At 60.6% G+C, this 12,467-nt stretch carries 13 protein-coding genes; 4 read left to right on the top strand and 9 right to left on the bottom strand.

Annotation, left to right across the window (positions count from 1 at the left end; genetic code table 11):
* The first annotated feature begins 7 nt into the window (after positions 1-7).
* Positions 8-685 (top strand): type 1 glutamine amidotransferase domain-containing protein, encoded by a 678-nt coding sequence (locus tag CEW87_RS15180; protein WP_108974294.1) that lies wholly within the window; start codon positions 8-10, stop codon positions 683-685.
* Between the two features lie 69 nt (positions 686-754).
* Here the strand turns inward: CEW87_RS15180 and CEW87_RS15175 are convergent, their stop codons facing one another.
* From CEW87_RS15175 to CEW87_RS15160, 4 genes are all read right to left on the bottom strand, one after another.
* A complete protein-coding gene (locus CEW87_RS15175) occupies positions 755-1,042 on the bottom strand; it encodes a hypothetical protein (RefSeq protein ID WP_108947892.1) in 288 nt (95 codons plus the stop codon).
* Positions 1,043-1,267: 225 nt separating this feature from the next.
* The gene (gene ppa / locus CEW87_RS15170; RefSeq protein WP_108947891.1) at positions 1,268-1,795 is read right to left on the bottom strand and encodes an inorganic diphosphatase; all 528 of its coding nucleotides are present in this window, start codon (positions 1,793-1,795) and stop codon (positions 1,268-1,270) included.
* 49 nt (positions 1,796-1,844) lie between these two features.
* Positions 1,845-2,054, bottom strand: a complete 210-nt coding sequence (locus CEW87_RS15165) for a heavy-metal-associated domain-containing protein (protein WP_108947890.1) — start codon at positions 2,052-2,054, stop codon at positions 1,845-1,847.
* A gap of 30 nt (positions 2,055-2,084) precedes the next feature.
* Complete coding sequence (locus CEW87_RS15160) at positions 2,085-4,319, bottom strand: heavy metal translocating P-type ATPase (protein WP_108974292.1); 2,235 nt, start codon at positions 4,317-4,319, stop codon at positions 2,085-2,087.
* Positions 4,320-4,390: 71 nt separating this feature from the next.
* On the opposite strand from CEW87_RS15160, the gene CEW87_RS15155 reads away from it, so the two are divergent.
* The gene (locus CEW87_RS15155; protein ID WP_108974290.1) at positions 4,391-4,801 is read left to right on the top strand and encodes a MerR family transcriptional regulator; all 411 of its coding nucleotides are present in this window, start codon (positions 4,391-4,393) and stop codon (positions 4,799-4,801) included.
* A gap of 41 nt (positions 4,802-4,842) precedes the next feature.
* Here CEW87_RS15155 and CEW87_RS15150 read toward each other — a convergent pair whose 3' ends face one another.
* Together CEW87_RS15150 and hemN are read right to left on the bottom strand one after the other, a co-directional pair.
* On the bottom strand, positions 4,843-5,556 hold the full coding sequence (locus CEW87_RS15150; protein WP_108947887.1) for a sulfite exporter TauE/SafE family protein: 714 nt from the start codon (positions 5,554-5,556) through the stop codon (positions 4,843-4,845).
* Positions 5,557-5,624: 68 nt separating this feature from the next.
* On the bottom strand, positions 5,625-7,016 hold the full coding sequence (gene hemN, locus CEW87_RS15145) for an oxygen-independent coproporphyrinogen III oxidase (protein ID WP_108974288.1): 1,392 nt from the start codon (positions 7,014-7,016) through the stop codon (positions 5,625-5,627).
* 122 nt (positions 7,017-7,138) lie between these two features.
* Between hemN and fnr the strand changes: the two genes are divergently transcribed.
* Entirely contained in the window at positions 7,139-7,879 is a 741-nt protein-coding gene (fnr, locus tag CEW87_RS15140; protein ID WP_108974286.1) for a fumarate/nitrate reduction transcriptional regulator Fnr, read from the top strand.
* 18 nt (positions 7,880-7,897) lie between these two features.
* On the opposite strand, the gene CEW87_RS15135 is transcribed toward fnr, so the two are convergent.
* On the bottom strand, positions 7,898-8,287 hold the full coding sequence (locus CEW87_RS15135) for a SirB2 family protein (RefSeq protein WP_108974284.1): 390 nt from the start codon (positions 8,285-8,287) through the stop codon (positions 7,898-7,900).
* 121 nt (positions 8,288-8,408) lie between these two features.
* On the opposite strand from CEW87_RS15135, the gene CEW87_RS15130 reads away from it, so the two are divergent.
* A complete protein-coding gene (locus CEW87_RS15130) occupies positions 8,409-9,095 on the top strand; it encodes a Crp/Fnr family transcriptional regulator (protein ID WP_108974282.1) in 687 nt (228 codons plus the stop codon).
* Between the two features lie 127 nt (positions 9,096-9,222).
* Here the strand turns inward: CEW87_RS15130 and CEW87_RS15125 are convergent, their stop codons facing one another.
* Both CEW87_RS15125 and CEW87_RS15120 read right to left on the bottom strand, forming a co-directional pair.
* Positions 9,223-10,908, bottom strand: a complete 1,686-nt coding sequence (locus CEW87_RS15125) for a PHA/PHB synthase family protein (RefSeq protein ID WP_108977252.1) — start codon at positions 10,906-10,908, stop codon at positions 9,223-9,225.
* A 145-nt stretch (positions 10,909-11,053) separates the two neighbouring features.
* Positions 11,054-12,463: an MBL fold metallo-hydrolase gene (locus tag CEW87_RS15120; protein ID WP_108974280.1), complete on the bottom strand. Its 1,410-nt coding sequence runs from the start codon at positions 12,461-12,463 to the stop codon at positions 11,054-11,056.
* Positions 12,464-12,467: the final 4 nt, after the last annotated feature.

Genomic DNA, 12,467 nt, shown 5'->3' with positions numbered 1-12,467 from the left:
GCAGGAAATGAACATTCTCATGGTACTGACCTCACACGACACCCTCGGCTCGACCGCAGAGAAAACCGGATTCTGGCTCGAAGAGTTTGCGGCCCCTTACTACAGTTTCAAGGAAGCCGGCGCCACTCTCACCCTGGTTTCGCCCCTCGGCGGACAGCCACCGCTTGACCCCAAGAGTGACGATCCCGCCTTCGAAACCGAAGCAACCCGACGCTTCAAGGCCGACCCGGCAGCCATGAACGAACTGGCCAACACACGCCGGCTCGACAGCGTGTCCGCGGCAGCGTTCGACGCCGTGTTCTACCCCGGCGGGCACGGCCCCTTATGGGATCTGGCAGAAGACCCTGCCTCGATCAAGCTCATCGAGGACATGCTGGCTGCCGGCAAACCGGTTGCTGCCGTCTGCCATGCACCCGGCGTGCTGCGCCACCCGAAAACCGCCGCCGGCGTTCCGGTCGTGCAAGGCAAGAAGGTCACCGGCTTCACCAACACCGAAGAAGAGGCCGTTGGCCTGACCAAGGTGGTGCCCTTCCTGGTCGAGGACATGCTCAAGGAGAACGGCGCCCTGTACGCCAAGGCAGCGGACTGGCAGCCTTACGTCGTCACTGACGGCCTGTTGATCAGCGGGCAAAACCCCGCCTCGTCCGAACCGGCCGCAAAGGCATTGCTGCAACTGCTGGCCTGAAGTTCGGTGCATGCAAGCGGCAGCACGCACAGCCCGTGGAAACGGGCTGAGCGTGTCCGGACCGCATGGCTACTGTTGCTGTCTGGCCTGCTCTTCGTAGGCAGACGGACTGACGCCGGCATGCGCGAGGTGCTCTCGCAGCATCTTGATGTCCTGCTTGGTGCACGTACTGCTGTGATGAGGTTGATGCAGGAAGAATTCGACCTGATTCAGCACGACACGGAATCTCGCGCCATGCGCCGGTTCGACGCTTGCGCCGAGGTTCTGCAGCAGGGATTCGACTTCTCGCCAGTGGATATTGCCGTTGACGGGGTCTTGAAAGATCGTGCGCAGCAGGTTCAGATGTTTGTGGCTCATGATGACACGCCCCCTTATGGCGAGCACCACCGCAGGAATTGACGGAGGCAATCGCCAATCATCGTCGTTTCAACACCCTGATTATGATCCTTTGACGACCTGACGGCGACAAGCGCGTGTGCACCGGTGGCTGCCGAAAGGCGACGACACGGGCAGTCCCACATAAAAAAACCCGCTCGAAAGCGGGTTTTTGTGCGAGACCGGCCCAGGAGCCGGTCGCAAGCCTTACTTGGCTGCGGCGGCCACGCCGTTGAGGATCTCCTGACGAGCCTCATCAACCGTGCCCCAACCCAGGATCTTGACCCATTTGCCGGGCTCGAGATCCTTGTAGTGCTCGAAGAAGTGCACGGTCTGCTTCATCAGCAGTTCCGGCAGGTCGTCGGTGGATTGCACCTTGTCGTACAGCGGGGTCAGCTTGGAGACGGGAACTGCCACAACCTTGGCATCCATGCCGCCGTCGTCTTCCATCTTGAGCACACCCACCGGACGGCAGCGGATCACTGCACCGGGAAAGAGCGGGAACGGCGTCACAACCAGCACATCCACGGGATCGCCATCGCCAGCAACGGTGTGCGGCACGTAACCGTAGTTGATCGGGTAGCGCATCGAAGTACCCATGAAGCGGTCTACGAACACAGCGCCGCTTTCCTTATCAACTTCGAACTTGATCGGATCGGCTTGCGCCGGGATCTCGATGATGACGTTGATATCGTTCGGCAAGTCCTTGCCGGCCTTTACGAGGTCTAAGCCCATTTAACCCTCCCGTGGAAAAAGTGTCCGAATTATAAGATATAAGAGCGGGTCACGCCGGCGAGTCGAAGCCGGCATTCTCGATAGCCTGGCGCAAACCGGCAACATCGACCTTTGAAGGATCGAAACGCACGGTCGCCGTAGCCTGTTCGAGCGATACCTCGGCGTCATCCACACCTGCCAGCGCCTTCAGCACGCCGGTTACGTTGCGCACACAGCCGCCACAACTCATGCCAGCCACCTTGATCGTCACTTCAGTCACCGTCTGTTCTCCTTGAGGAATATCCAGTTGTTACCGCCCAGGCTTCCAGCGCTTGAGCAGCAGCGAATTGCTAACCACCGATACCGAACTCATGGCCATTGCCGCACCGGCCACCACGGGATTGAGCATCCCCATTGCGGCAAGGGGAATGCCGAGTACATTGTAAATAAAGGCAAAGAAAAGATTCTGCCGAATCTTCGACAGGGTCGCGCGCGACAGGTCGATGGCGTCGGCCACGCCATGCAGACTGTTGCGCACCAGGGTGATGTCGGCCGCCTCGACCGCAACGTCGGCCCCCACTCCGATCGCGAATGACACCTCCGCCGCCGCCAGCGCCGGCGCATCGTTGATGCCGTCGCCCGCCATGCCAACACGCTCGCCTGCCGCCCTCAGTTCATTCACGGCGGCTGCCTTGTCCGCCGGCAGCACCCCTGCCCGCCATTCGGCGATACCCGTCTGTTCGGCAATCGCCTGTGCCGTTGCGGGGTGATCGCCGGTCAGCATCACCACTTTCACTCCGTTTCGTTGCAGGCGTTCGACGGCAGCGGCAGAATCGCTGCGTACGCGATCGGCAACCGCAATCACGCCCACATAAGTGCCGTCGACGGCCACTGCGACGAGCGTCTTGCCCGCGGCGGCGAGCGGCGCGCTGTCGGCCTCAGAAACAGAAACGCCCTGTGCCACCAGAAATGCTGGCGCCCCCAGCATGACCTGCTGATCGCCCACCCTGCCTTCCACTCCTTTTCCTGCGACGGCGCGAACATCGTTCGTCCGCTCCAGCGTCAGCCCCTCGGCCTGCGCGGCCTCAACCACCGCAGCGGCAATCGGATGGGCGCTGCTCTGCTCGAGCGCCGCAGCCGCCGCAAGCAGGGTCGATCTTGTCCAGCCACCAGTCGGTACGACATCGGTCACGGCCGGCTTGCCTTCAGTCACGGTTCCGGTCTTGTCCACCGCAAGCACCGTCAGCCGTTCTGCCAGCTCAAGGGCCTCGGCGTTCTTCACCAGCATCCCGGCGCGCGCGCCCTGCCCCGTACCCACCATGATCGCCGTCGGTGTTGCAAGGCCAAGCGCACACGGGCAGGCGATCACCAGCACTGCCACTGCATTGATCAGGGCCAGCTGGAAGTCGCCCGACCACAGCCACCATGCGGCAAAGGTGAGGCTGGCAATGGCCACGACCACCGGGACGAACACCGCGGCAATCCGGTCGGCCAGTCGCTGCACCGGCGCCTTCGAGCCTTGCGCCTGCTCGACCAGGCGGATGATGCCCGCGAGCAGGGTACTGGCACCCACGCCGGTGGCACGGCAGCGCAGCAAAGCATCTCCGTTCACCGTGGCGGCAAACACCTTGTCGCCCGGCTGCTTGTCCACCGGCAGGCTTTCTCCGGTGAGCATGGCTTCGTTGAGGGCTGAATTGCCCTCCTCGACCACGCCATCCACCGGCACGGCATCGCCCGGGCGCAGTATGAACATCGTGCCAGGCGAGAGCGCCTCGACCGGCACCTCGACCAGCACGCCATCACGTTCGATGCGCGCCATCTTCGGCTGCAGGCGCAGCAAGGCGTCGAGCGCCGCAGTCGTGCGGGCCTTGGCCCGTGCCTCAAGCAGCTTGCCGAGCAGAATCAGGGTGATGATCATCGCCGAGGCTTCGAAATACACGTGCAGGTCGTGCCGCGTCGCCAGTGTCACCACGAGACTGTAGAAATACGCCATCGAGGTGCCGAGCGCGACGAGGACGTCCATGTTCGCACCGCCACCGCGCAGCGAGGCCCAGGCTCCGCGATAGAAGCGCGCACCAAGCCAGAACTGAACAGGCGTCGCCAGCAACAGCTGCAACCAGCGTGGAACCAGATCGTGCTGGACCTCGCCGCCCGGCCACAGGCCGAACATGGCTGGCATCTGCAAGGCCAATGGAAGCGAGAGCGCCGCGGCAATCCAGAAATGCCGCAGCTCGACGTCCCACTCCGCCTTTTGCTTCGCACGAGCTTCCTCACGCACGATAGTGGCCGCCTCGCTCGCACCGAAACCGGCACGTTCGACGGCCGCCTTCGCCGCATCGAGCGTGAGCGCGCCGGGCTCGAAGTGGAGGGTTGCACGTTCGGTCGCGAGGTTTACCGTGGCCTCGACACCGGGCAAGCGATTGAGCACCTTCTCCAGGCGGGTGGAACAGGCCGCACAGGTCATGCCGCTGATGGCGAGTTCAAGCGTCGCGTTTTCAGACGCTGATTGCGATGGGCTTGCCGGGGGTGATGATTGTGCGGTCATTGCATCTCTCCCTTGCGGGACTATTCGATAAGGCGCAGTGTAAACTCCGTACTCATGTACGGAGTCAAGCAATGAATCGCCAAACAAGCAAGGGCTTCACGATCGGCGCACTTGCAAAGGCCGCAGGCGTCGGCGTGGAAACCGTCCGCTACTATCAACGCCGCGGCCTGCTCGCAGAACCACAGCAGATGCGCGGCGCCTATCGAGTGTATGGCGAGCACGAACTCGCCCGTCTGCGCGCAGTTCGCCGGGCGCAGCAGTTGGGGTTTTCACTTGAGGAAATCGATGGCCTGCTGGCGCTCAACGAGGACACCGACCGTGACCGCGCCCGCGCACTGGCGCAAAGCAAGATCGAACTGCTGGATGCCCGCATCAGGCAGATGCAGGAGATGCGCAACGCGCTCACTGAACTGGTTGGTTGCTGTCAGCGCACTGACGCCCCCGCCCCCTGTCCGATTCTTCGCGCACTGTCGACCGAGTAGGAAATTGCGTCAGCCTTGAATCGCGGCTGCGAAGGTGGCGCTCAGACCGCGCACACCACTCCGCTCCACAATTGCCCGCCCAGCGTCTGGGCGTGGAACAGGCCGAAAACGCCAAAGCCAAGCACGAGCAAACCCGACGCGAAGCGGACCTTGCCATTGCGCGTGATATCGCGAAAACGCTTGAACAGCATGCCGGCCAGCATCAGATTGGGCAATGTACCGAGCCCGAAAGCGAGCATCAGGCCACCACCGCGCAGCGCCGACCCGGTTACCAGGGAGGTCGCCAGCACCGAATACACCAGCCCACAGGGCAGAAAGCCCCACAACAGGCCCAGCGGCAAGGCCTGCTTGACCGAGCGAGCCGGCAGGAAGCGACGGCTCAGCGGCTGAATACGGCGCCACAGGCGGTGACCGAGTTGCTCTACCGGAACGAGCAATTTGGTAAAGCCGGTGAGATAGAGCCCAAGCGCCACCAGCATGAGGTTCGCGAGCACGTAAAGGGTGATCTGGACCGGCAGCACGCCATCGTAGAGCATGCCGACCGAGCCCAGCGCACCGAGCCCGGCGCCAATGCAGGTGTAGGTGGTGATCCGGCCAAGGTTATAGGCAAGGTGAATCGGCCACTGCCGACTGCGACTGGACGGAGTCTGCACCTGTACCGTGAGCGCACCGACGATGCCGCCGCACATCGATACGCAGTGCGTACCGCCAAGGAGGCCAATCAGGAAGACGGCGAGATAACCGGTTTCGGGCATGTTCAATCAGATAGAAAGCATTTGATGCGGTGCGCGCATTCTACGCCGCACCGCGCCTCCCCGCCCGGTCAGATCACCCGGGAATAACGGGCCCGCTCGCGATCCGAGCGCAGATAGCGATCGAAGAACATCGCAATCCCCCGCACCAGCAAACGCCCCGCGGGGAGCACGCTGATCCAGTCGTTGTCGATCTTAACCAGCCCGGCTTCTTCCATTTCCTTGAGGTCGGCGATCTCGTCTGCAAAGTACTCGTGGAACTTGATGAGGTGGGCAATTTCGATCGACTCGATCGAGAGCTCGAAATGGCACATCAGCGCCTGGATGATCGAGCGGCGAAGCAGATCGTCGGCGGTGAGCTCGATGCCGCGCAGCACCGGCAACTCGTCGCGATCGAGCGCATCGTAGTACTCGTCGAGCGTCTTGACGTTCTGCGAGTAGACCGGGCCGATCTTGCCGATTGCCGACACGCCGAAGGCCAGCAGGTCGCACTCAGCCTGGGTTGAATAGCCCTGGAAATTGCGGTGCAGACGCCCCTGGCGCTGCGCGACGGTGAGTTCGTCATCGGGCTTCGCGAAGTGGTCCATACCGATATAGACGTAGCCTGCGTCGGTCAGGCGACGGATCGCAAGTTGCAGGATCTGCAGCTTGGAGTCGGCGGACGGCAGATCGATCGGAATGATTCTGCGCTGGGGTTTGAACAGCCCAGGCAGGTGAGCGTAGCTGTAGAGCGAAATGCGATCGGGCGACAGTTCGAGCACCTGCTCCAGCGTACGGTTGAAACTGATCACGTTCTGCTTGGGCAGACCATAGATCAGGTCCATGCTGATCGACTTGAAACCGGTTGCCCGTGCCGCGTCGATGACGAGCTTTGTCTCTTCGACGCTTTGCACACGATTGGTGGCAATCTGCACGTCTTCGGCAAAATCCTGCACGCCGACGCTCATGCGGTTGAAGCCAAGATTGGCAAGCATTTCAACGGTGTCGAAGTCCACCTTGCGTGGATCAACCTCGATCGAATACTCGCCGTTCGGCACCAGATTGAAGTGCTTGCGGACCGCATCCATCAACTGATGCATCTCCGCGTGCGAGAGGAAAGTCGGCGTTCCGCCCCCGAGATGTAACTGTGTGACCTGACGTGCGCCACCCAGGGCCGCCGCCTGCATTTCGATCTCTTTTTCCAAGTAATTCAGATACTTGGCAGATCTGCCATGATCCTTGGTGATGATCTTGTTGCAGGCGCAGTAGTAGCAGATCGTATTACAAAAGGGGATGTGGAAGTATAATGAGAGGGGTCGGCTCACACCGCCGACAGCACGCTTTCCCAGCCAGTCTGTCAGTGCTTGCGCATCGAACGCTTCAACAAACCGATCTGCAGTGGGATACGACGTATAGCGAGGCCCGTTGATGTCGAAACGTCGAATCAACTGGGGATCAAAAATGAGGTCTGTCTGGCTGGTCATGGTCTGGCCGAATCAAAGTGTTGATTAACAATGGCAGAAAGCCGGCGCTTTGTGGTTGACTTGGATCAACGGCATTATTCTGACCACCCCCAATCCGGAATCGGAGCAAGTTTACAGTGCAAATGAAGGCGACGGTGCCGATCACAACGGCGGCGCTCAAGACCGCGTGTTCCCAATGCAACCTGCTGGAATTGTGCCTGCCGTTCGGTATGACGGACACCGAGCTCAACCGTCTCGACGAGCTCGTCGGTGGGCGTCGCAAGATCAAGCGTCAGCAGCCGCTCTACCGTGCGGGAGAGCTTTTCGAGGCCATCTATGCGATCCGTGCCGGTTCGTTCAAGACCGACGTTCTGCTGGAGGATGGTCGCGAGCAGGTCACCGGATTCCAGATGACCGGCGAGATTCTCGGGCTTGACGGCATCAGCACGGAACTCCACTCCTGCAATGCGGTTGCACTTGAGGACAGCGAGGTCTGCATCATCCCCTACGCCAAACTCGAAGAGCTGTCGCGTGAGATTGAAGGCCTGCAGCACCAGTTCCACAAGGTGATGAGCCGCGAGATCGTGCGCGACCATGGGGTGATGATGCTGCTCGGCTCCATGCGTGCAGAAGAGCGCCTGGCCGCGTTCCTGCTCAACATGTCACAGCGCTTCACCGCGCGCGGATTCTCGGCTGCGGAATTTCACCTGCGCATGACCCGCGAAGAGATCGGCTCATATCTGGGCCTGAAGCTCGAAACCGTCTCGCGCGCCTTCTCCCGCTTTCAGGAAGAAGGCCTCGTCGCAGTGCAGCAGAAACATATCCGCATCCTCGACAGCGACGGTCTCAAGAAGCTCATTCAACACCAGCCCGGCGCGCGCTGAACAGGGGTCGTGTCGCGCTCAGGCAAACGCGGCAAGCCAGCCAGCCGGATTCTTGCTGAGCGCGACTGACACGATCCAGCTGAAAACCAGTACCGCGGAAACAAAAGCAGCCACGCGCACCGTGCGCGTTCGTCCGCGCTTCAGGGCAACGGTGCCCAGCAGGATGTAGACAATCAGGCCAACGACCTTGGCCGTCACCCATGGTGCCTGCAGCGGATATTGTCCGATCATCACCGCCAGCGTGATTGCCGTACCAAGCAACACGGTATCAACCACATGAGGCACGCTGCGTGTCAGACGGTGCCTGAGCAGGCGGTGATCAACAAGCATCCACCATCCCCTGAGCGCAAACCCGGCAATGCTCAGCAGCACACAGGTGACATGAATATGCTTGATCATCAGATACATACTTCCTCGCTCCTCGGGTAAGACTTTGAGACATGCTTCGCGGTCAGGTCGCGAAGGATGACAGAACAAACAGGATTCGGCCACGCAGGCTAAAATCAAGAGAGGAATGCAGGAGCACGGAATGAACCAGACAGCAGCAGACATCCTCACCCAGTTGCGTCAGATCTCCCTGTTCGGAGAGCTGTCGGAGAGCGAACTGGAACGTGTTGCACGCTATACTCGCGAACGCCGCCTGAGCAAGGGCGAATTGCTGTTTCAGCGCGGCGACGTCGCCCACGGCTTCTACTTCGTCACCGACGGGCAACTCAAGCTCGGCTTCTCGTCTGCCCAAGGCAATGAGAAAGTGGTCGAAATCGTCGGCCCGCAGCAAAGCTTCGGCGAAGCGGTGATGTTCATGAACCGCCCCTACCCGGTATTTGCCGAAGCGCTCACCGACATGTCGCTGCTTCACATCGGGCAGAACGTCGTATCCGACCTCATCGATCAGGACCCGCAGTTCGCCCGCAAACTGCTGGCAGGCATGGCCGTGCGCCTCCACAACATGGTGCGCGACGTCGAGACCTATTCCCTGCGTTCAAGCACGCAGCGCGTGATCGGCTACCTCCTCCAGCAAACCGAAGAGGACGGAACGAAGGCCTGCGACATTTCCCTGCCAACAAGCAAGCAGGTCATCGCATCACGCCTCAACCTGACGCCGGAGACCCTTTCCCGGATCTTCCATGACCTCGCCGACAATGGCCTCATCACCGTTCACGGCAAGCGCATCACGCTCCACAATCCTCAAGCCCTGTCGCGCTACAGCGGTTAGCCTGTTCGTCAGCCCTCTCTGGCCCTTCACCGGGCAGCCACACAAAAAACGGCCCCTTGAATGAACAAGGGGCCGTTTCTCAAGATACCCGTCTGCTGAAAGCCAAAGCCTTCACGCAGGAGGCAACTCAGGACTCGAGCACATAGGTTCCAGGCGCCGGTGCCAGAGAAGGGTTCTGCTCGTTTGCAGCCGGCCTCGCCTCGATCAGCTCACCGGCGTGGGGCTTGATCCAGTCCATCCAGTCGGTCCACCAGCTGCCCGCCTGCTCTTCAGTGCGATTTCGCCACTGCTCGGCCGTATCCGAGCGATGCGCCTCACCAGCCCAGAACTTGCGCTTCGGCGGTGTGACGACCGGATTGATGATGCCGAGGATGTGGCCGGAACTGGAAAGCACATAGCGCTTGGGACCGGTGACATGGTTGATCACACGGAAGGTCTGCAGCCACGGCGCAATGTGATCGTCCTCTGCGGCCACGACATAGAGCGGCTGCGTGATGCGACCGAGATCCAGCGGCTCTCCCGCCACCTCGAGTGCGTCGGGATGAATCAGCTTGTTGTTCAGGTACAGCTCGCGCAGATACCACGAATGCATCGCGTACGGCATACGCGTGGTGTCCATATTCCAGAACAGCACATCGAATGGCGGTGGCGTTTCGCCGTACAGCCAGCCATGCACCACGTAATGCCAGATCAGGCCGTTCGAGCGCAGCAAGCGGAATGCTGAAGCCATCTCCTTGCCATCGAGGTAGCCCTTGCTCGCCATGTTGTCGGTGATGTAGCGGATGCTCGCTTCGTCGATGAAGACCTCGATGTCGCCCGGTTTGTGAAAATCGACAAGCGTGGTGAATAGCGTCCATTCAGCCACCGGCACCTGGTCCGCCGGGAAATGCCGGTTGGCCCACGCCATATACATCGACAACGCAGTCCCTCCGATGCAGTAGCCAACCGCATGCACCTTGTCCTGGCCGGTGAAGCTGCGCGCGCATTCAACGATGGCATGCACGCCTTCGGTGAGGTAGTCGTCGAAACTGCAGTCCCGCATCGATGCATCGGGGTTCTTCCAGCTTGTGATGAAGACATCCATCCCCTGATCGAGCAGGAAGCGGATCATGCTCTTGCGCTGCACCAAGTCAAGAATGTAGAACTTGTTGATCCACGGCGTGACGATCACGACCGGCTTGGCATGTACCTTTGCCTGGGTTGGCGCGTAGTGGATCACCTCCAGCAAGCGATTGCGAAAGATCACCTCTCCTGGCGTCGTGGCAAGGTTCTCACCGACATGGAAATCATCCGGGTCGGTCATCCGGACATTGCCCGCCTTGAGGTCGTCGAGGAAATTACGGAGCCCGTTGGACAGGCTTTCACCGTTGGTTTCGACCGCCTTTCGCATCGCTACCGGGTTCGTCCACAGGAAGTTCGTGGGCGCCATCGCATTGAGCAGATTACGCCACCAGAACGCGGCCCGCCTGCGCTCCTTGCTCGCCAGGCCGGGAGTGTCGTAGAGCATGTCCTGCATGTTGCGGGTGAAAGCGAGGTACCACTCCTTGCTCAGATCCCAGGTCGGATACTCCGTCCATACGGGATCGGCAAAACGCGCGTCGTCAGAGTGAGGGCGTATCGGATCAGAGCTTGCCAGCCCGAGCATGCGATTGACCGAGTGCAGCTGCAGTTTCCACAGATCCGTCGACAACCGGGTAAAGCGCTCCGCCAACTCCTGCGGATGAGCCAGCCATGCAAGCTGGGCATGAACGAGCGGCGCGGCCATTCCAAGTGGATCCACCGTGCCTTCCACGCCGTCATGAAGTTCGCGCATGGCGCGCTTGACGACCTGTCCCGGATTGAAGTCTTCGGCACGCCTTCCCGTCTTGCCCGATGCAGGCCGTTTGCCTGTGCTCTTACTTGTTCTGGCCATCTCTTGCTCCTTGATTCTCAAGCGGTAAACAGTCTGGGCTGTCACCTCAACTCAGATGATAGGTTTCTCCAGCGACCGGCTCAGTCAAGCCGGACCAGCCCAACTGCTCGGCTACGGCAGCACCAAACGCCGCACGTGCTTCGGTTTCGCCATGTACCAGAAAGGTTTGCCGCGGCTGCGTTTCAATATGATGCATCCATTCGAGCAGCGCGGGTTTGTCCGCGTGCGCAGACAATCCACCTATCGTATAAATGTCTGCCCTCACCGGCACCTTATCGCCGAAAAGCGTGACGACGCGCGCCTTGTCGACCAGGCGCCGCCCCAGTGTGCCTGCGGCCTGAAAGCCGGCGATGATCACCGAACACTCCTTGCGGTCGATGTTGTATCGCAGATGGTGCTTCACGCGCCCCGCATCGCACATGCCGCTCGCCGAGATGATCACGAGTCCGCCACGCTGGTGGTTGAGTGCAATCGACTCTTCGACGTCTGCGACAAAACGCAGGTGAAAGCGCTCCGAGTTCGCCTTCATCCACGAAGCCAACTCACGGGTTTCATCATCCCACAGCGCCTCGTGCTGCATCGTGAGATCGGTGACCGCCGTCGCCATTGGCGAATCGACGACGACCTCGAGTCGTGCCACCTTCTCCTCGCGTACGAGCTTTGCGAGTATGAACAGCACTTCCTGGGTACGCCCCACCGCAAAAGCGGGAATGATGACGTTGCCGCCCTTGCGCTGAAGCGTGTCATTGAGGGCATGAACGAGTTCGTCCTCGGTCTCGTTCAGCGGGCGGTGTGCACGATTGCCGTAAGTCGTTTCGATACACAGGTAGTCCGCCGACCGGACCTGATAGGGGTCACGCAACACCGGACGGTCCGGCTGTCCGAGGTCACCCGAGAACACCAGCCGACGGGTGGCCCCGCCCTCCATCACATCAACTTCGATGATCGCAGAACCCAGGATATGCCCTGCATCGCGAAAGCGGCAGGAAACACCCTTTCCGGGGTGAATAAGGGCATCGTACTGAACGCGCTGAAGGCGGTGCAGACTGGCCCGCGCCTGTTCGACCGTATATAGCGGCGCCGCAGCCGAACTCCGACGTCCATGCCGCGATCGATTGCGACGACTTGCCCACTCGAACTCCTTCTCCTGGATGTATGCGGAATCAAGCAACATGACACCGAGCAGATCGACAGTCGCATCCGTCGCGTGAATCCGGCCCTTGTACCCAAGGGCAATCAGTCGCGGGACCAGCCCGGTATGATCGAGGTGAGCATGGGTGAGAAGAACGAAGTCGATCGAATCAAGATCAAAATCCAGTGCCCTGAGATTCTTCATCCCAGCCTCGCGCCCCCCCTGAAACATGCCGCAATCAACCATGAAGGCACCGCCATCATGCCGAACCACTGCACAGGAACCTGTTACCTCACCAGCAGCACCGTAAAACGTGATGTCCATGATG

This window comes from Parazoarcus communis, assembly GCF_003111665.1.
GTDB lineage: Bacteria > Pseudomonadota > Gammaproteobacteria > Burkholderiales > Rhodocyclaceae > Parazoarcus > Parazoarcus communis_B.
Note: the sequence above shows the minus strand (reverse complement) of the source record. Positions and strands in the feature narration are given on the sequence as shown.

Bases quoted from the DNA above. Each gene is read 5' to 3' on its own strand.
- CEW87_RS15120 (WP_108974280.1), bottom strand. From the start codon at position 12,463: ATGGACATCACGTTTTACGGTGCTGCTGGTGAGGTAACAGGTTCCTGT.
- CEW87_RS15130 (WP_108974282.1), top strand. From the start codon at position 8,409: ATGAACCAGACAGCAGCAGACATCCTCACCCAGTTGCGTCAGATCTCC.
- CEW87_RS15125 (WP_108977252.1), bottom strand. From the start codon at position 10,908: ATGCGCGAACTTCATGACGGCGTGGAAGGCACGGTGGATCCACTTGGA.
- CEW87_RS15175 (WP_108947892.1), bottom strand. From the start codon at position 1,042: ATGAGCCACAAACATCTGAACCTGCTGCGCACGATCTTTCAAGACCCC.
- CEW87_RS15135 (WP_108974284.1), bottom strand. From the start codon at position 8,287: ATGTATCTGATGATCAAGCATATTCATGTCACCTGTGTGCTGCTGAGC.
- hemN (WP_108974288.1), bottom strand. From the start codon at position 7,016: ATGACCAGCCAGACAGACCTCATTTTTGATCCCCAGTTGATTCGACGT.
- CEW87_RS15155 (WP_108974290.1), top strand. From the start codon at position 4,391: ATGAATCGCCAAACAAGCAAGGGCTTCACGATCGGCGCACTTGCAAAG.
- ppa (WP_108947891.1), bottom strand. From the start codon at position 1,795: ATGGGCTTAGACCTCGTAAAGGCCGGCAAGGACTTGCCGAACGATATC.
- CEW87_RS15150 (WP_108947887.1), bottom strand. From the start codon at position 5,556: ATGCCCGAAACCGGTTATCTCGCCGTCTTCCTGATTGGCCTCCTTGGC.
- CEW87_RS15160 (WP_108974292.1), bottom strand. From the start codon at position 4,319: ATGACCGCACAATCATCACCCCCGGCAAGCCCATCGCAATCAGCGTCT.
- CEW87_RS15180 (WP_108974294.1), top strand. From the start codon at position 8: ATGAACATTCTCATGGTACTGACCTCACACGACACCCTCGGCTCGACC.
- fnr (WP_108974286.1), top strand. From the start codon at position 7,139: ATGAAGGCGACGGTGCCGATCACAACGGCGGCGCTCAAGACCGCGTGT.